Origin of the sequence: Streptococcus mitis, from assembly GCF_946190155.1 — a bacterium.
In the GTDB taxonomy this organism is placed as follows: domain Bacteria; phylum Bacillota; class Bacilli; order Lactobacillales; family Streptococcaceae; genus Streptococcus; species Streptococcus mitis_CL.
In genome coordinates this window covers 15,555-34,419 of the sequence record NZ_CAMHZL010000009.1, presented here as the reverse complement: position 1 = coordinate 34,419, position 18,865 = coordinate 15,555, and the positions used below count along the sequence as shown (strand labels likewise).

Here is an 18,865-nt window from a genome sequence, read left to right as displayed (position 1 = left end):
AGAATGATAACTAAAGTTTGTAGATGGTAATTTAATTTTTCTTAAATTTTACTTAAAAATCTATTGACTAAATAAAACTCAAGTTGTATAATAAGACAAATATTTAAATCAGGAGGTTCTGAAGATGAAAAAGTCTAAAGCCAAGTATGCAACGCTTGCAGGTGTCGTATTAAGTGCAGGTATTTTATTAAGCGCGTGTGGAAATTCCAGCACAGCGTCAAAAACATATAACTATGTTTATGTTAGTGATCCGTCTAGTTTGAATTATCTAGCAGAAAACCGTGCGACAACTAATGATATCGTGGTTAATTTGGTAGATGGGCTCATGGAAAATGACCAGTATGGAAACTATATTCCATCCTTGGCAGAGGATTGGAGTGTTTCTAAGGACGGTTTGACCTATACCTACAAACTGCGTAAAGATGCTAAATGGTATACTGCAGATGGAGATGAATATGCTCCTGTAACTGCCCAAGATTTTGTAACTGGTTTGAAATATGCAGCTGATAAAAAATCAGAAGCCTTGTACTTAGTACAAGAATCCGTCGCTGGTTTGGATGACTATATCACTGGTAAAACAACAGACTTTTCAACTGTCGGAGTCAAGGCTCTTGATGACCAAACGGTTCAATATACCTTGACACGACCAGAATCTTACTGGAACTCAAAAACAACATCAACCATTCTCTTCCCAGTCAATGCAGATTTCTTGAAATCAAAAGGGGATGATTTTGGGAAGGTAGACCCATCTAGTATTTTGTACAATGGACCTTTCTTGATGAAATCCTTTGTTTCAAAATCGGTTATTGAATTCAAGAAAAATCCTAACTACTGGGATGCTAAAAATGTCTTTGTAGATGATGTGAAATTGGCCTATTATGATGGTAGTGACCAAGATGCACTGGCTCGTAACTTTGTTGAGGGAGCTTATAGCTATGCTCGTCTCTATCCAAATAGTTCAAGTTTTGAAGGAATTAAAGAAAAGAATAAGGACAATATCATCTATAGCTTGCAAGATGCTACTTCTTACTTCTTAAACTTTAACCTAGATAGAAAATCTTATAAATTCACTTCAAAAACAAGTGATGCTGAGAAGAAATCGACTCAAGAAGCGGTTCTTAACAAAAACTTCCGTCAAGCCATCAACTTTGCATATGATCGTACAGCTTACGGGGCTCAATCTCAAGGAGAAGATGGTGCAACTAAGATTTTGCGTAACTTGGTTGTTCCTCCAAACTTTGTAAGTATCAACGGAAAAGACTTTGGTGAAGTAGTAGCCTCTAAGATGGTGAATTATGGTAAGGAATGGCAAGGAATCAACTTTGCGGATGCCCAAGATCCATACTACAATGCTGAAAAAGCCAAGGCTAAATTTGCAGAGGCTAAGAAAGAACTCCAAGCTAAAGGAGTTCAATTCCCTATCCACTTGGACATGACTGTTGACCAAGCTGCTAAAAAGGGTGTCCAAGAGGCAAACTCTATGAAGCAATCTATTGAGGCAGCTTTAGGTTCAGAAAATGTTGTAATTGATATTCAACAACTCACTACTGAAGATTATGACAATACAAGCTATTTGGCTCAGACAGCAGCTCAGAAGGATTATGATCTTTACAACGGTGGTTGGGGTCCTGATTACCAAGATCCTTCAACCTATCTTGATGTCTTTAATGTTAATTCTGGTGGTTTGATGCAAAATCTAGGTTTAGAGCCAGGTGAAGTCAATGACAAGGCCAAGGCTGTTGGACTAGATGTCTACACTCAAATGTTGGAAGAAGCTAATAAGGAACAAGATCTTGCAAAACGCTATGACAAGTATGCTGATATCCAAGCGTGGTTGGTAGATAGTGCTTTAGCAATTCCAAATGTGTCTAAGGGTGGAACACCAGTATTGAGAAAAACAGTTCCTTTCTCAGAACCATATTCATTAGCTGGTAATAAAGGTATTGAATCATATAAATACCTCAAAGTACAAGATAAGACAGTCACAAAAGAAGAATATGAAAAAGCCAAAGAAAAATGGCTGAAAGAAAAAGAAGAATCCAATAAAAAAGCCCAAGAAGAATTGGCAAAACACGTCAAATAAGGATTTTTCAAGAAAAACGATGGTTTCGAAAGAAGCTGTCGTTTTTTATATAGTTTGAAACTATAACTAGCTCTTGAAAAGAAGAAAATGAGTTGATGAAAATAAGTGGTACAATAGTTACTATAGATTTGGAGGTATTGTATGAGCAAGGAATTACACATTAACACAATTTTGGCCCAGGCGGGTATCAAGTCAGATGAAGCGACAGGAGCTTTGGTGACACCGATTCATTTTTCGACGACTTATCAGCACCCAGAGTTTGGTCAGTCTACTGGATTTGACTATACGCGCACCAAAAACCCAACTCGCAGTAAGGCGGAAGAAGTCTTGGCGGCTATTGAGTCCGCAGACTATGCCCTAGCGACTAGCTCAGGTATGTCAGCTATTGTACTGGCCTTTAGCGTCTTTCCAGTAGGAAGTAAGGTCTTGGCTGTCCGTGACCTTTATGGTGGTTCTTTCCGCTGGTTCAACCAAGTGGAGCAGGAAGGCCGTTTCCATTTTACCTATGCCAATACAGAAGAAGAGTTGATTGCCGAGTTAGAAAAGGACGTGGATGTTCTCTATATCGAAACCCCAACCAATCCCTTGATGTTGGAATTTGATATCGAAAAACTAGCCAAATTGGCTCATGCTAAGGGTGCCAAAGTGGTGGTAGACAATACCTTCTACAGCCCTATCTACCAACGTCCGATTGAAGATGGAGCGGATATCGTTCTTCATTCAGCAACCAAGTATCTAGCAGGTCACAATGATGTCTTGGCTGGAGTGGTTGTGACCAATAGTTTAGAACTATACGAGAAGCTCTTTTACAATCTTAATACGACAGGGGCAGTCTTGTCTCCATTTGACAGTTATCAATTGATTCGTGGTCTCAAGACCTTGTCTCTTCGTATGGAGCGCTCAACAGCTAACGCCCAAGAAGTGGTTGCCTTTTTGAAGGATTCTCCAGCAGTTAAGGAAGTTCTCTACACTGGTCGTGGAGGCATGATTTCCTTTAAAGTAGCCGATGAAACACGCATTCCACATATTTTGAACAGTCTCAAGGTCTTCTCTTTTGCGGAAAGTTTAGGTGGGGTAGAAAGTCTCATTACTTATCCAACGACGCAAACTCACGCTGATATTCCAGCAGAAGTGCGCCATTCTTATGGTTTGACAGATGACCTCTTGCGCTTGTCAATTGGGATTGAGGATGCTAGAGATTTGATTGCAGATTTGCGCCAAGCCTTGGAAGGATAAGACTAAGATGGGAAAATATGATTTTACAAGTCTGCCTAATCGTTTAGGGCACCATACCTATAAATGGAAAGAAGCAGAAACGGATAGTGAAGTCCTACCAGCTTGGATAGCGGATATGGACTTTGTAGTCTTGCCTGAAATCCGTCAAGCCGTGCAAACTTACGCTGATCAACTGGTTTATGGTTATACCTATGCCAGTGAAGAGTTAATTAAGGAAGTTCAAAAGTGGGAAGCTACACAACATGGGTATCACTTTGACAAAGAAGCTCTTGTCTTTATCGAGGGTGTGGTACCAGCCATCTCAACAGCTATTCAAGCCTTTACAAAAGAAGGCGAGGCAGTTCTGATTAACACACCAGTTTACCCACCTTTTGCTCGCAGTGTCAAGTTGAATAACCGCAGATTGATTACCAATTCTTTGGTGGAAAAGGATGGTCTGTTTGAGATTGACTTTGACCAATTGGAGAAGGATTTGGTAGAAGAGGATGTGAAACTCTATATCCTCTGCAACCCTCATAATCCTGGTGGACGTGTGTGGGAAAAGGAAGTGTTGGAGAAGATTGGCCAGCTCTGTCAAAAACATAGTGTTTTCTTGGTTTCAGATGAGATTCACCAAGATTTGGCCCTCTTTGGTCACAAACACCATTCTTTCAATACCATTAATCCTGCCTTTAAAGAATTTGCTATCGTCTTAAGCAGTGCTACTAAAACTTTTAACATCGCTGGAACAAAAAATTCCTATGCAGTCATTGAAAATCCTAAGTTGAGACTGGCTTACCAGAAACGCCAGTTGGCCAATAATCAGCATGAAATTTCAGGCTTGGGCTATTTGGCGACAGAAGCTGCTTATCGCTATGGAAAGGATTGGTTAGAGGAACTCAAGCAGGTTTTTGAAGACCACATCAATTATGTGGCGGATTTATTTGGAAAAGAGACCAACATCAAGGTCATGAAACCGCAAGGAACCTACTTGATTTGGCTTGATTTTTCAGCCTATGACCTGACTGATGAAAAATTACAAGAGCTTTTGAGAAATGAAGCCAAGGTTATCCTCAACCCTGGTTTGGATTTTGGAGAGGAAGGAAGTCTCCATGCCCGCCTCAATGTAGCTATGCCTAAATCTCTACTGCAAGAAGTGTGTCAGCGGATTGTGACGACTTTTGCCAAACTTTAAAAATCCAGCCTTCTAGGAGAAAAGTCTTCTTGGAAGGCTATTTTCATAGGGGAAAATATGGTATAATAAAAAGATAAGGTAAAGGTAAAAATATGGCTAAATTGATTCCGGGGAAAGTCCGTATCGAAGGCGTTGCCCTTTATGAAACTGGTAAGGTTGACATCATCAAGGAAAAGAACAATCGCCTCTATGCTCGTGTTGCAGAAGAAGAACTGCGCTATAGTTTAGAGGATGATTTGGTTTTTTGTGCTTGCGATTTTTTCCAAAAGAGGGGCTACTGTGTGCATTTGGCGGCGCTAGAGCATTTTTTAAAAAATGATGAGCGTGGTCAGGAAATCTTGCAGAGTCTGGAAGAAGGTCATGAAGAAAAAGAAGCCGTTGAAACCAAGGTGACCTTGGGTGGTAAATTTTTGGACCGAATCTTGTCTCCAAAATCAGAACGCGCCTATGAGTTGTCGGCTGTGGGACAAGTGGAAGCAGGAAGCAATCGTATCTTGTGGACTCTGAGAATCGGGCAAATCAATAGCCAAAAATACTATGTCATTCGGGATATTCCGCTCTTTTTAAAAGTTGTCGAGAAGAGAAAACCTTATATGATTGGCAAAATTTATGAGGAGTCTCTTTCTTGGGAATCCTTTGATGAGGCCAGCCAAGAACTTCTGACTTTCTTACGCGGACTAATGGAGGAAGGACTTAGTCCAGAGCTTTTTTTCCAAAACCAAGGTCGGCACCTCTTTTTTCCTCTGACCTTTTTTGAGCAGGGTGTGAATTTACTGATGACCTTGCCGCATTTTCAATTTGACCATCAAGTAGATAGCTACCAAACCCTGATTTTTCAGGATTTGCATGCGGGTGCTAATCTATTTGCCTTTATAGTAAAAGAATACTCGGATTATTTTGAAATGGAAATCAGTGAGAGTCCTAGAGTCAATGTCTTTTATCAGGGAGCCGTACTTTTCCATAAAGGACAGGTTTATTTTCTAACAGACCAGCAGATACGTCTTCTCAAGGAAATCAAAGCGTTGCCTTTGGATCAGCATGGAAAGAAATACTTGCAATTTGATAGCAGTGACCGCGATAAATTGGCTTCCTGTTTAACTCTTTTTAGCCAGATGGGGACCGTTTCAGCTCCAGAACGTCTACATATCAAAACTTTTGAACCCTCTTTTTACTTTGATAGGGAAGAAGACAATCGGATTCGTTTAGAAATTCAGTTTGATTATGGAGACAGGAAGGTATCTAGCCGACAAGAGCTAGAAGAATTACCTTTTTCGAGTGATGCTGACTTAGAAGAAAGAGTTTTCCAAGTCTGTTTGGCAGCTGGATTTGAAGCAGACTTTCAATCTTGGCGTCAGGCCTTAAAAGCCGAGTCTGTTTATCATTTCTTCCATGACATCATTCCAGTTTTTGAAAAACTCGGGAATGTTGATCTATCAGACAAGCTAGAAGAAATTTATAGCCTAGCAAGCCCTCAAGTGCAGATTGCTTCCAAGGGAGGTCTCTTGGAAATCCAGTTTGATTTTCAAGATATTGCCCAAGAGGAAATTGACCAAGCCATGCAGGCCTTGGTTGCCAATCAAGATTTTTACATTGGTGCGTCCAATCAAGTCTACTTTTTCGATGAAGAAACCAAGAAAATTCGCCAAAATCTACAGGAACTGGGGCAGTTTGAATTAAAAGATGGGGCCTTGCAGGCTCGAAAATCTTTGGCTTATAGTTTAGCCCATCTCTTTGAAGGACGAGATCGTGTTTCTTTTTCACAAGAATTCCAGAATCTGGCCCAGGATTTGACGCATCCAGAGGACTTTCCTTTGCAAGCAACTCAGGTTCAGGCTGATTTACGAGATTATCAGGAAAAGGGAATTGGCTGGCTGCAAATGCTCCATCATTATGGTTTTGGTGGGATTTTGGCTGATGATATGGGATTGGGGAAAACCCTTCAGACCATTGCTTTTTTGACCAGTCAAGTGACAAAAGAAAGTCGGGTTTTGATTTTAGCTCCGTCGGGTTTGATTTACAACTGGGCAGATGAATTTCAGAAATTTGCTCCACAGTTGGATGTGGTTGTTGTTCATGGTTTGAAAGCTAGTCGTGAGGAGATTCTTGCCGAGAGCCATCAAATCTATGTGACGAGCTATGCCACCTTCCGTCAGGACAGTGAGCTTTATCAGGGGATGGTCTTTGACTTCCTTTTCTTAGATGAAGCTCAGGTTATGAAAAATGCCCAAACCAAGATTGCCCAGACCTTGAGACAATTTGTGGTGCCGTCAGTTTTTGCTCTTTCAGGAACTCCTATTGAAAACCATCTGGGTGAGTTGTGGTCTATTTTCCAAATCGTCATGCCAGGACTTCTGCCAAGCAAGAAAGAATTTATGAAATTGCCAGCTGAGCGAGTGGCTCAGTTTATCAAGCCTTTCGTTATGCGACGTAAGAAAGAAGAAGTTCTAACTGAATTGCCAGATTTGATTGAAGTAGTTTATAAGAATGAACTGGAAGACCAGCAAAAGGCTATCTACCTAGCCCAGTTGCAACAGATGCGGGACCGTCTAGCTCAAGTGTCAGATCAGGAATTCCAGCGAAGTCGGGTGGAAATCTTGTCTGGTCTGATGCGCTTGCGTCAAATCTGTGACACCCCTGCCCTCTTTATGGAGGATTATCAGGGTGCCAGTGGTAAACTGGATAGTCTCCGAGACCTGCTGGTACAGGTGGCAGACGGCGGACACCGTGTCTTGATTTTCTCGCAGTTCAAGGGAATGTTGGAGAAAATTGAACAAGAACTGCCAGACTTGGGCTTGACATCCTTTAAAATTACGGGTTCAACCCCAGCCATAGAAAGACAAGACATGACTAAAGCCTTTAACCAAGGGGAAAGAGATGCCTTTCTGATTTCCCTCAAGGCTGGTGGTGTCGGTCTGAATCTGACAGGTGCTGATACGGTTATTTTGGTTGACCTTTGGTGGAATCCTGCGGTGGAAGCGCAAGCTATTGGCCGTGCCCATCGGATGGGTCAGGAAGAAACGGTTGAGGTCTATCGCTTGGTGACCAAGGGAACCATTGAAGAAAAAATCCAGGAACTCCAAGAACAAAAGAAACATCTGGTGTCACAAGTATTGGACGGCACAGAGTCACGTGGCAGTCTGACCCTAGCAGAAATTAGAGAAATTTTAGGAATTTCTGAAGCCAGCACTTGAAAAATCAAGACAATACGCTATAATGAAGTGTTGAAAGGAAATAGAAAATGAGAGAAGAACGATTTCCATTAGTGTCAGATGATGAGGTCATGCTGACTGAGATGCCGGTTATGGACCTCTATGATGAATCTGACTTTATCAGTAATATCAAGGGAGAATACCGTGATAAGAATTATCTGGAGTGGGCCCCTATTACTGAAGAAAAACCAGTCAAACCGATTGAAAAGCCAGTAGAGAAACCTAAGAAGGCTGGCTTAGGAGTAAAAAAAGAAGGAAAGAGCTATGCGGAGGTGGCGCGTGAAGAAGCGCGTGCGGACTTGAAAAAGAAACGCTCAGCAAGTTATCTGACTAAGGATATTACTCCTACAAGACGCCCTTCTCAGCAACGTTTGGATAGACAGGGCAATCAACCTACCGCGCCTTTCCAAAAGGAAAATCCTGGTGAATTTGTTAAATATAGTCAAAAATTGACTCAGTCTCATTACATTTTGGCGGAAGAAGTGAGCAATATTTCGACTCAATCTGAGCCAAAAGAAACTTCAGGTCCAAAGAAAAACAACTATGATTTTCTGAAGAAGAGCCAAATCTACAATAAAAAGAATCAACAAAAAGAACAAGAACGTCAGGTGGCCCAAGAGTTGAATCTGACAAGAATTACGGAATAGGGGAGAAAACATGTCAAAGACATATCATTTTATCGGAATTAAGGGATCAGGTATGAGTGCCTTAGCCTTGATGCTGCACCAAATGGGGCATAAGGTACAGGGATCAGATGTTGAAAAGTACTACTTTACTCAACGTGGTCTTGAGCAGGCAGGAATCATTATTCTTCCTTTTGATGAAAAGAATCTAGATGGAGATATGGAAATTATCGCTGGAAATGCCTTTCGTCCAGATAACAACGTCGAAATTGCCTATGCGGACCAAAATGGCATTAGCTACAAACGTTACCATGAGTTCCTAGGTAGCTTTATGCGCGACTTTGTTAGCATGGGAGTTGCTGGAGCGCACGGAAAAACTTCAACAACGGGTATGTTGTCTCATGTCTTGTCTCACATTACAGATACTAGCTTCTTGATTGGAGACGGGACCGGTCGTGGTTCAGCCAATGCCAAATATTTTGTCTTTGAATCTGACGAATATGAGCGTCACTTCATGCCTTACCACCCAGAATATTCTATTATCACAAACATTGACTTTGACCATCCAGACTATTTCACAAGTCTAGAGGATGTTTTCAATGCCTTTAACGACTATGCTAAACAAATTACCAAAGGTTTGTTTATCTACGGTGAAGATGCTGAATTGCGTAAGATTACGTCTGATGCTCCGATTTATTATTATGGTTTTGAAGCAGAAGGTAATGACTTTGTTGCTAGTGATCTTCTTCGTTCAACAACTGGTTCAACCTTCACAGTTCATTTCCGTGGTCAAGAATTAGGGCAATTCCATATTCCAACCTTTGGTCGTCACAATATCATGAATGCGACAGCCGTTATTGGATTGCTTTACACAGCAGGATTTGATTTGAACTTGGTGCGTGAACACTTGAAAACTTTTGCTGGTGTTAAGCGTCGTTTCACTGAGAAAATTGTCAATGACACGGTGATTATCGATGACTTTGCTCACCATCCAACAGAAATTATTGCGACCTTGGATGCGGCTCGTCAGAAATACCCAAGCAAGGAAATTGTTGCAGTCTTCCAACCGCATACTTTTACAAGAACCATTGCCTTGTTGGACGAATTTGCCCACGCTTTGAACCAAGCGGATGCTGTTTATCTAGCCCAAATTTATGGATCTGCTCGTGAAGTAGACCATGGTGATGTTAAGGTAGAAGACCTAGCCAATAAAATCAATAAGAAACACCAAGTTATCACTGTTGAAAATGTTTCTCCACTCCTAGACCATGACAATGCTGTCTATGTCTTTATGGGAGCAGGAGATATCCAAACCTATGAATATTCATTCGAGCGTCTCTTGTCTAACCTGACAAGCAATGTTCAATAGGAAGTTCTCATGGAAATTCCAATTAAAATCATTCGGGCAAGTAAGTCTGATTTAACTGAGATAGAGGCACTTCAGGCCTCATCTTTTCCAGCTGAAAAGCAGCAACCTTCCCATATTTTAGAAGAAAGTATCCGTAAGTGTGCGGATACCTTTCTTCTAGCTAGGGATGAAAATCAGCTTCTGGGCTATGTTCTAGGCGATCCTCAGCCACATAATCCGCAATGTCTAGAAATGCATTCTTTAGTCATTGACTCTGGCCATCAGAGACAGGGCTTGGGCACGCTTCTTCTTGCGGCCTTGAAAGAGGTGGCGATTGAGCTGGATTACAAAGCTATTCGTTTGAAGAGTCCTGATGAGTTGCTATCCTATTTTGAAATGAACGGTTTTATTGATGAAGAAACTTCCCTTTATGCAGCTAGCCAGGGTTATAGTATGATTTGGTTTAATCCTTTTTACCTGGAGGTACAATGAAGATCAGGCAAGCAAAATTAGAAGATTTGGATCGGATTGTCGAGATTGAACTAGAAAATTTCTCACTTGAAGAAGCCATTCCTCGCTCGGTTTTTGAAGCTCATTTGCGAAAAATTCAGACCTCCTTTCTGGTTGCAGAAAAAGAGGGCAGAATCATGGGGTATATAGAAGGGCCAGTTGCCCCTCACCGCTATCTGCAAGACCAGTCTTTTACAGAAGACATAAAAGACTATAGTCATGAACGGGGTGGCTATATCTCTGTGACCTGTCTCTCTATTGCCAAGGAAGCACAGGGCCGTGGACTTGGTCAGAAATTACTAATAGCCTTGAAAGAGTTGGCTCTTGAACACGAAAGAGAAGGTATTAACCTAACCTGTCATGACTATCTCATCTCCTACTACGAAAAACATGGATTTGTCAATGAAGGCCAGTCCCAATCAACCTTTGCAGGAGAAACATGGTATGATATGGTCTGGGACGCTAAAAAATAAGCTAGAAAAGCATGCTAGGTTGCTTTTCTTTCGTTTTTAAGATATAATATTATGGATTGTCAACGAGGAGGATAAACTTTTGAGTGAAAAAACAAGAGAAGACGAAAAATTAAGCTTTAAAGAGCAAATTTTACGTGATTTAGAGAGAGTAAAAAAACAAGATAGAAGTGAGCAAGAAAACGAGATTACAAGTTTTGAAACTCCTTCATCTCAAGAAGATTCAGTAGTTCCTTCAACTCAGGAACATGAACCTTCAGCAGAAGAGTTGATGGCTAATTCTCTTTCTGTTGTGGATCAAATATTAAAGAATGCTCCTAGTGTTCCGTTACGTTCAAATGATATTTCGGATGAAATTGCAGCAAATGAAGAAGTTGCAGAATCTAAAGTTGAAGCGGCTGCTGAGCCTGTAGTTGAACCTGTAGAACCTATTTTTGAGCCAGTTCAACCAAAAGTAGAACCTGTAAAACTTAACGAAGACAAAGAATTTAACGAGATTCCAACAAAGGTTGCGGTGTCGTATAAAACAAGTAGACAACAGGAAGAAGTTAGTACTCCTGCAGTGGATAATGAGCTATCTGAGTCAGCTGAATCGGCAGATAGCCTAGGTTCAGTTCCTAGACGTAGTCGCCGTGAGACAGTTAAACCAGTTAAGAAGAAAAAATCACATTTGAAGGCATTCTTCATTTCTCTACTGATTTTCCTTGTCTTGATTTCGGCAGGTGGTTACTTCGGTTACCAGTATGTTCAATCATCTTTATTACCAGTTGATGCAAATTCTAAGGAATATGTAACGGTTCAAATTCCAGAAGGAGCCAATGTCCAAGAGATCGGATCAACTCTTGAGCATTCTGGTGTGATTAAACACGGTGTGATTTTTGCTTTCTATGCAAAATATAAGAATTATTCAGATTTGAAGGCTGGATATTACAATTTGCAAAAGAGCATGAGTACAGAGGATATCATCAAGGAACTACAAAAAGGTGGTACAGCTGAGCCTCAAGAACCGTCACTTGCAGATTTGACCATTCCAGAAGGATATACCATTGATCAAATTGCCCAAACTGTAGGCCAATTAAAAGGTGAATTTAAAGAGCCTTTAACTGCTGATGCTTTCTTGGCTAAAGTTCAAGATGACAACTTTATCAGCCAAGAAATTGCTAAATATCCAAACCTACTCGAAAGCTTACCGACAAAAGAAAGTGGAGCTCGTTACCGTTTGGAGGGTTATCTTTTCCCAGCGACCTACTCTATCAAGGAAAGCACAACTATTGAAAGCTTGATTGATGAGATGTTGGCAGCTATGGATAAGACATTGACGCCGCACTATAGTGCAATTAAGTCTAAAAACTTGACTGTCAATGAATTGCTAACGATTGCTTCACTTGTTGAAAAAGAAGGGGCTAAGACTGAAGATCGTAAGTTGATTGCAGGTGTCTTCTACAATCGTTTGAACCTTGGTATGCCACTTCAAAGCAATATTGCAATCTTGTATGCCCAAGGGAAACTTGGTCAAAATATCAGCCTAGCAGATGATGCTGGAATTGATACATCGATTAATTCACCATACAATGTTTATACAAAACCTGGTTTGATGCCTGGCCCAGTAGATAGTCCAAGTCAGGATGCGATTGAAGCAAGCATTAACCAAACAAAGAGTGAGAACCTCTACTTTGTAGCTAATGTTACAGATGGTAAAGTCTATTACGCAGTGACACAGGAAGAACATGACCGTAATGTAGCTGAACACGTCAATAGCAAGCTTACTCAAAATAGTAGTTCAAACTAAGACTACAAACATGAGAATCTCAGATAGAGATTCAATATTATCGAAGGAAAGTTGAGAAAAATGGCAGAAAAAACATATCCTATGACCCTTGAGGAAAAGGAAAAACTTGAAAAAGAATTAGAAGAATTGAAATTGGTCCGCCGTCCAGAAGTGGTAGAACGCATTAAGATTGCCCGTTCATACGGTGACCTTTCTGAAAACAGTGAATACGAAGCAGCTAAGGATGAACAAGCCTTTGTCGAAGGACAAATCTCTAGCTTGGAAACAAAAATCCGTTATGCTGAAATCGTCAATAGTGACTCAGTTGCCCAAGACGAAGTAGCGATTGGTAAAACAGTCACTATCCAAGAAATTGGTGAGGACGAAGAAGAAGTTTATATTATCGTAGGTTCAGCGGGTGCGGATGCCTTTGCAGGTAAAGTTTCAAATGAAAGCCCAATTGGACAAGCCTTGATTGGCAAGAAAACAGGTGATACAGCAACAATTGAAACACCTGTTGGTAGCTATGATGTAAAAATCTTGAAGGTTGAAAAAACAGCCTAATGATTAAAAGGAGTAAAAAGAGGGAAAAATCCTTCTTTGCTCCTTTTTAGGTTTAAAAAGAATTGGAGACTATATGAGTTCAAAGAAGAAAAAAAACAAGATGGAGCGTGGTCTGACTAATCGTCACGTGCAGGTTATGGCCATTGCGGGAACAATCGGAACAGGACTCTTTTTGGGAGCAGGTCGTTCTATTAGCCTTACAGGTCCTTCCATTGTACTGATTTATATGATTACTGGGGCTTTCATGTTCCTTATGATGCGTGCGGTTGGGGAAATGCTCTACCAAGACCCTGAGCAACATACCTTTATCAACTTTATCACGCGCCATTTGGGTAAGGGCTGGGGTTATTTCTCGGTTTGGTCCTACTGGCTATCCGTTGTCTTTATAGGTATGGCGGAAATCACTGCTATCTCTCACTATGTTCAGTTTTGGTTCCCTAGCTGGCCAAGTTGGATGATTGAGATTGGATTTTTGACCATTCTAGCCTTAGTCAATCTGATTGCGGTGAAGCTCTTTGGGGAAGTTGAGTTTTGGTTTGCGATGGTCAAGATTGTGGCTATTTTAGCTATGATTGCCACAGGAGTCTTTATGGTCTTGACAGGCTTTAAGACACCACATGGAGTAGCAAGTTTGGCCAATATCACCGACAATTTCTCCCTCTTCCCTAATGGTGGAGTGAACTTTGTCATGGCCTTTCAGATGGTTTTCTTTGCTTACCTCATGATTGAGTTTATCGGGGTAACAACTTCTGAAACCAAAAATCCACGTCAAGTCTTGCCAAAAGCCGTTAAGGAAATTCCTTTGCGTATCGCCTTTTTCTACGGTGGTGCCCTCTTAGCCATCATGGCTATCATTCCGTGGCGTGAACTTGCATCGGCTGATTCTCCTTTTGTAACAGTATTTGAATTAGCAGGTATCAAGTGGGCAGCGGCCTTGATTAACTTCGTCGTTTTGACCTCAGCAGCATCTGCTCTTAACTCAACCCTTTATTCAACAGGTCGTCATTTGTACCAGATTGCTCATGATTCGCCAAATCCATTCTTAAAGGCGATTAAGGCAGATACTCTTTCTCGTCACAATGTGCCACAAAATGCCATTATTGCTTCAGCAATCTTGATTGCCCTAGCAGCCTTTATCAACGTATTGCCAGGTGTTTCCGATGCCTTTGCCTTGATTACAGCATCATCATCAGGTGTTTATATTGCCATTTATATCTTGATTATGGTGGCTCACCTTAAATACCGCAAGTCAGCAGACTTTATGGCGGATGGCTATCTCATGCCCCACTATCGTTTCCTAAATCCTCTAACCATGCTCTTCTTTGTCTTTGTCTTTGTAACCCTCTTTTTACAAGAGTCTACATTTGTAGGAGCAATCGGGTCAGCTATCTGGATTATCGGTTTTGGGATTTATAGCCAGTGGAAATTTAGAAAATAAATTAAGGACTCATCAACTTAGGTTGGTGAGTTTTTGCTAATTTGACAGTCTATTGAAATAAGACTATAATCAAGCTGTATCAGTTTTCAAGGAGGTTTGGATGTACTTTAGATTGGAAAATAAGGAATCCCAGAAAGCACAGGAAATTGGGAATTTGATTCGTGCTTATAATCGTTCAAAAAGAGAAGAAGCTGAAAGTGAGCCACTTAATCTTTATGTAGAAGATGAAAAGGGCAATCTCCTGGCAGGTTTGATAGCAGAGACTTTTGGAAATTGGCTAGAAATCGAGTATTTATTTGTAAAAGAGGAACTGAGAGGGCAAGGAGTCGGTTCAAAACTATTGCAGCAAGCAGAAACTGAAGCTAAGAATCGAAACTGTCGTTTTGCTTTTGTCAATACCTACCAGTTTCAAGCTCCAGATTTTTATAAAAGGCATGGCTACAAGGAAGTCTTTACCTTACAAGACTATCCCTACATTGGGCAAAGATATTATTACCAAAAGGATTTGTAAGGTGAATGTGAAAGTATAAGGCAAAGAGGGGTTCTTGACATAAGTATGAAGGGGATTCTCGATAAATACCAGTTAAATTCTACAAATTGTGTCTTTCTAGACGATATTGAAGACAATGCAATCGTAGCTGAGAAATTGGGAATCAAGTCCTATCAGGTTAAGAAAAGAAGTGATGTCGTCGATATTTTGAAATCCTATATTTAAACTTAACACTCTCTATTTTTATGGTAGAGAGTTTTTTGTTAATAAAATATTACAAAATGACATTTATATATTGCATTGAGTTAGATATATGGTATAATATTTTTAAAAGAAGCGCAACTTTTTAAAATGTTGAAGGAGGACGCTAGTGACTAAAAATTTAAAATTAAAATTAGCTCGGGTGGAGCGTGATTTAACACAAGGGGATTTGGCAGAAGCTGTAGGTGTTACTAGGCAGACTATAGGTCTGATTGAAGCTGGGAAATACAATCCTAGTCTCTCCCTCTGCCAGTCCATTTGCAGATGCTTAGGCAAAACTTTAGATCAATTATTTTGGGAGGAAGAAGATGAAAAATAGAAAGAAACTTGTGATTAAAGATGAACGTACGGAAAAATTGGACGGAAACATTTCAGGAGAAATTCTCTTGGGAATTTGCCTATTTTTGGCACTGGAAATTTTTGCCAAAGTTTATATTTTCAATTTAACACTTTTGTCCTATTTACCAGAATTACTTTTATTGATTGGAGTCGGTTTGTATGCCATTATTCGCCGCATGTATGTTGGAATTGACATTCGAGATATTGTTGAGAATACTGGAAAAGAAAGAATTTTATCTGCTTTGGGATTTTCTATAGTGATTTTATTGATTGATATCATAGGCAATCGCGAGGAACTGGTCAGTCTATTGACTTGGAAGTACTCCCTAAAAGTGGTTCTAGCAGTTATCATCTATCTCGTTGGGAGTTATTCTATGGATAGAGTTATCCTATACTTGAATCGCAGAAATCAGCAAGTTTGGGAGGAAGAAGATGAAAAATAGATTTTTTTATTATCAATTACTAGATGAAAGAGAAGAACAACTGATGAATAAAGCGGGGGCTGAAAGTTTCTATATCTCTATAGCTTTCTTGATTTTATCTTATATGATTGCAGTATTAGCACCAAGTTTTTTTAATTCGAGAATGATTCTCATCATTATCATTATTGGAACTTCTTACTTTTTCGGCCGTGCTCGAGATTTGGGTGTGAACTACTATAGTCGTTTTCATTTTACGATTTTGGGTTGTTTTTTTCTAACCTTGGCGATTACAGCTCTTTTGATGTTGCAGAATTATCAATTCAATATCGAAATTTATCAGCACAATCCTTTGAACGTTAAATACCTATCTGCTTGGGCAATTACTTATGTTATTTACCTTCCCTGGGTCTTTATTGGCAATCTTGGTCTTAAGAGCTATGGCGAATGGGCTCAGAAAAAGTTTGAACAAGATATGGATGAACTGGAGAGTGGTGAATAGCTTGATACTCTTTTCTCAATCCAGCTAAAATGTGATATAATAGTACTAATTTATTGGAATACATGAAAGTTCTTGAAAATTTTCATGTGTTTCTAGCTAAGGAAGTAGGAAAAGTATGTATCCAGATGATAGTTTGACATTGCACACGGACTTGTATCAGATTAACATGATGCAGGTTTACTTTGACCAAGGGATTCACAATAAAAAGGCGGTCTTTGAGGTTTATTTCCGCCAACAGCCTTTTAAGAACGGCTATGCGGTTTTTGCAGGTTTAGAAAGAATTGTGAGTTATCTTGAAGACCTGCGTTTTTCAGATAGTGATATTGCCTATTTGGAGTCGCTGGGCTATCATGGGGCATTCTTGAACTATCTCCGCAATTTCAAGTTGGAGTTGACCGTTCGTTCTGCCCAAGAAGGGGATTTGGTTTTTGCTAATGAACCGATTGTGCAGGTGGAAGGACCTCTAGCCCAATGTCAGTTGGTTGAAACGGCTCTTTTGAACATCGTCAACTACCAGACCTTGGTGGCTACTAAGGCAGCTCGTATTCGTTCGGTCATCGAAGATGAACCCTTGATGGAGTTTGGAACACGTCGGGCGCAAGAAATGGATGCGGCTATCTGGGGAACACGCGCAGCGGTGATTGGTGGTGCCAATGGGACCAGCAACGTGCGTGCTGGTAAACTCTTTGACATTCCTGTTTTGGGAACCCATGCCCATGCCTTGGTACAGGTTTATGGTAACGATTATGAAGCTTTCAAGGCTTATGCTGCGACCCACAAAAATTGTGTCTTTCTTGTGGATACCTATGACACCCTTCGCATCGGTGTACCAGCTGCCATTCAGGTGGCGCGTGAGCTGGGTGATCAGATTAACTTTATGGGTGTGCGGATTGACTCTGGGGATATTGCCTACATTTCTAAGAAAGTCCGTCAGCAACTGGACGAGGCTGGATTTACAGAGGCTAAGATTTATGCTTCTAATGATTTGGACGAAAATACTATCCTCAACCTCAAGATGCAAAAGGCCAAGATTGATGTCTGGGGTGTGGGGACCAAGCTGATTACAGCCTATGATCAGCCGGCTCTTGGGGCAGTTTACAAGATTGTTGCCATCGAAGATGAAAATGGGAACATGCGCAATACCATTAAATTGTCAAACAATGCGGAAAAGGTATCAACACCTGGTAAGAAGCAGGTGTGGCGTATTACCAGTCGTGAAAAAGGCAAGTCAGAAGGCGACTACATCACTTATGACGGTGTGGATGTGAGCGACATGACAGAAATCAAGATGTTCCATCCGACTTATACCTACATCAAGAAGACCGTTCGTAATTTTGATGCCGTTCCTCTCTTAGTGGATATCTTTAAAGACGGGAAATTGATTTACAACTTGCCTAGCTTGACTGAGATTCAGGCTTATGCTCGTAAGGAATTTGACAAGCTTTGGGATGAGTACAAGCGTGTGCTTAATCCGCAGCACTATCCAGTGGATTTGGCGCGTGATGTATGGCAAGACAAGATGGACTTGATTGACAAAATGCGTACGGAAGCCCTTGGTGAAGGAGAAGAAGAATGAGTTTGCAAGAAACGATTATCCAAGAGCTGGGTGTCAAACCAGTGATTGATGCCCAGGAAGAAATCCGTCGTTCTATTGATTTCTTAAAAAGATACCTGAAAAAACATCCCTTCCTTAAAACCTTTGTACTAGGGATTTCTGGAGGTCAGGACTCAACCTTGGCAGGTCGCTTGGCTCAATTAGCTATGGAAGAACTGCGAGCAGAAACAGGAGATGACAGCTACAAATTTATCGCTGTCCGCTTGCCATACGGAGTGCAAGCTGATGAAGCAGATGCTCAAAAAGCCCTAGCCTTTATCCAGCCAGATGTCAGTTTAGTTGTCAATATCAAGGAATCAGTTGACGCTATGACAGTTGTAGTTGAAGCGACAGGAAGCCCTGTTTCAGACTTTAACAAAGGCAATATCAAGGCTCGTTGCCGTATGATTGCTCAATATGCCCTTGCTGGTGCTCATAGCGGAGCGGTCATTGGAACAGACCACGCTGCGGAAAATATCACAGGTTTCTTTACCAAGTTTGGTGACGGTGGTGCAGATATTCTCCCTCTTTACCGCCTTAATAAACGTCAAGGAAAACAACTCTTGCAGGAACTTGGCGCAGACCCAGCCCTTTATGAAAAAATCCCAACAGCAGACCTAGAAGAAGACAAACCAGGCCTAGCTGACGAAGTAGCCCTCGGGGTCACTTATGCAGAGATTGACGACTACCTAGAAGGCAAAACAATCAGCCCAGAAGCCCAAACGACTATCGAAAACTGGTGGCACAAAGGCCAACATAAACGCCACCTACCAATCACCGTCTTTGATGACTTTTGGGAGTAAAAACCTCCAGTGGAGGTTTTTACCCCGAGCATGG

At 40.9% G+C, this 18,865-nt stretch carries 18 protein-coding genes; all 18 read left to right on the top strand.

The genetic code is table 11. The features are described from left to right. Window positions 1–124: 124 nt before the first annotated feature. The 18 genes from N8O80_RS07830 (at window position 125) to nadE (ending at window position 18,831) form a co-directional block, all read left to right on the top strand. Window positions 125–2,083 (top strand): peptide ABC transporter substrate-binding protein, encoded by a 1,959-nt coding sequence (locus N8O80_RS07830; RefSeq protein ID WP_261027699.1) that lies wholly within the window; start codon window positions 125–127, stop codon window positions 2,081–2,083. 141 nt (window positions 2,084–2,224) lie between these two features. After that, entirely contained in the window at window positions 2,225–3,319 is a 1,095-nt protein-coding gene (locus N8O80_RS07825; protein WP_201058918.1) for a cystathionine gamma-synthase, read from the top strand. A 7-nt stretch (window positions 3,320–3,326) separates the two neighbouring features. Next, window positions 3,327–4,493, top strand: coding sequence for a MalY/PatB family protein (locus tag N8O80_RS07820; protein ID WP_261027698.1), 1,167 nt, complete (start codon window positions 3,327–3,329; stop codon window positions 4,491–4,493). A 92-nt stretch (window positions 4,494–4,585) separates the two neighbouring features. Further along, on the top strand, window positions 4,586–7,684 hold the full coding sequence (locus tag N8O80_RS07815) for a pilus expression-regulating Snf2 family helicase (RefSeq protein ID WP_261027697.1): 3,099 nt from the start codon (window positions 4,586–4,588) through the stop codon (window positions 7,682–7,684). Window positions 7,685–7,731: 47 nt separating this feature from the next. Next, a complete protein-coding gene (locus N8O80_RS07810; RefSeq protein WP_049511006.1) occupies window positions 7,732–8,349 on the top strand; it encodes a divisome accessory protein ZapJ in 618 nt (205 codons plus the stop codon). Between the two features lie 10 nt (window positions 8,350–8,359). Beyond that, window positions 8,360–9,694, top strand: a complete 1,335-nt coding sequence (murC, locus tag N8O80_RS07805) for a UDP-N-acetylmuramate--L-alanine ligase (protein ID WP_061864371.1) — start codon at window positions 8,360–8,362, stop codon at window positions 9,692–9,694. Between the two features lie 9 nt (window positions 9,695–9,703). Next, a complete protein-coding gene (locus N8O80_RS07800; RefSeq protein ID WP_094753652.1) occupies window positions 9,704–10,165 on the top strand; it encodes a GNAT family N-acetyltransferase in 462 nt (153 codons plus the stop codon). Further along, window positions 10,162–10,656 carry a GNAT family N-acetyltransferase gene (locus N8O80_RS07795; protein WP_094753651.1) on the top strand — a complete coding sequence of 165 codons (495 nt, stop codon included), beginning with the start codon at window positions 10,162–10,164 and terminating at the stop codon, window positions 10,654–10,656. The genes N8O80_RS07800 and N8O80_RS07795 overlap by 4 nt, the downstream gene beginning before the upstream one ends. A 79-nt stretch (window positions 10,657–10,735) precedes the next feature. Continuing rightward, window positions 10,736–12,442 carry an endolytic transglycosylase MltG gene (gene mltG, locus N8O80_RS07790; RefSeq protein ID WP_261027695.1) on the top strand — a complete coding sequence of 569 codons (1,707 nt, stop codon included), beginning with the start codon at window positions 10,736–10,738 and terminating at the stop codon, window positions 12,440–12,442. A gap of 60 nt (window positions 12,443–12,502) precedes the next feature. After that, a complete protein-coding gene (gene greA, locus N8O80_RS07785; protein ID WP_000818768.1) occupies window positions 12,503–12,985 on the top strand; it encodes a transcription elongation factor GreA in 483 nt (160 codons plus the stop codon). 73 nt (window positions 12,986–13,058) lie between these two features. Then, entirely contained in the window at window positions 13,059–14,423 is a 1,365-nt protein-coding gene (locus tag N8O80_RS07780; RefSeq protein WP_261027694.1) for an amino acid permease, read from the top strand. Window positions 14,424–14,523: 100 nt separating this feature from the next. Next, complete coding sequence (locus N8O80_RS07775) at window positions 14,524–14,934, top strand: GNAT family N-acetyltransferase (RefSeq protein WP_261027691.1); 411 nt, start codon at window positions 14,524–14,526, stop codon at window positions 14,932–14,934. A gap of 45 nt (window positions 14,935–14,979) precedes the next feature. Next, window positions 14,980–15,138, top strand: coding sequence for a hypothetical protein (locus N8O80_RS07770; RefSeq protein WP_004269771.1), 159 nt, complete (start codon window positions 14,980–14,982; stop codon window positions 15,136–15,138). A 145-nt stretch (window positions 15,139–15,283) separates the two neighbouring features. Then, entirely contained in the window at window positions 15,284–15,493 is a 210-nt protein-coding gene (locus tag N8O80_RS07765; protein ID WP_000164725.1) for a helix-turn-helix transcriptional regulator, read from the top strand. Continuing rightward, window positions 15,483–15,956 (top strand): DUF6773 family protein, encoded by a 474-nt coding sequence (locus N8O80_RS07760; RefSeq protein WP_261027679.1) that lies wholly within the window; start codon window positions 15,483–15,485, stop codon window positions 15,954–15,956. Before N8O80_RS07765 ends, N8O80_RS07760 begins: the two co-directional genes overlap by 11 nt. After that, window positions 15,946–16,434 (top strand): DUF6773 family protein, encoded by a 489-nt coding sequence (locus tag N8O80_RS07755; protein ID WP_261027677.1) that lies wholly within the window; start codon window positions 15,946–15,948, stop codon window positions 16,432–16,434. The genes N8O80_RS07760 and N8O80_RS07755 overlap by 11 nt, the downstream gene beginning before the upstream one ends. A gap of 115 nt (window positions 16,435–16,549) precedes the next feature. Next, complete coding sequence (locus tag N8O80_RS07750) at window positions 16,550–18,010, top strand: nicotinate phosphoribosyltransferase (RefSeq protein WP_261027676.1); 1,461 nt, start codon at window positions 16,550–16,552, stop codon at window positions 18,008–18,010. Next, on the top strand, window positions 18,007–18,831 hold the full coding sequence (nadE, locus tag N8O80_RS07745) for an ammonia-dependent NAD(+) synthetase (RefSeq protein WP_261027674.1): 825 nt from the start codon (window positions 18,007–18,009) through the stop codon (window positions 18,829–18,831). The genes N8O80_RS07750 and nadE overlap by 4 nt, the downstream gene beginning before the upstream one ends. Window positions 18,832–18,865 lie beyond the last annotated feature (34 nt).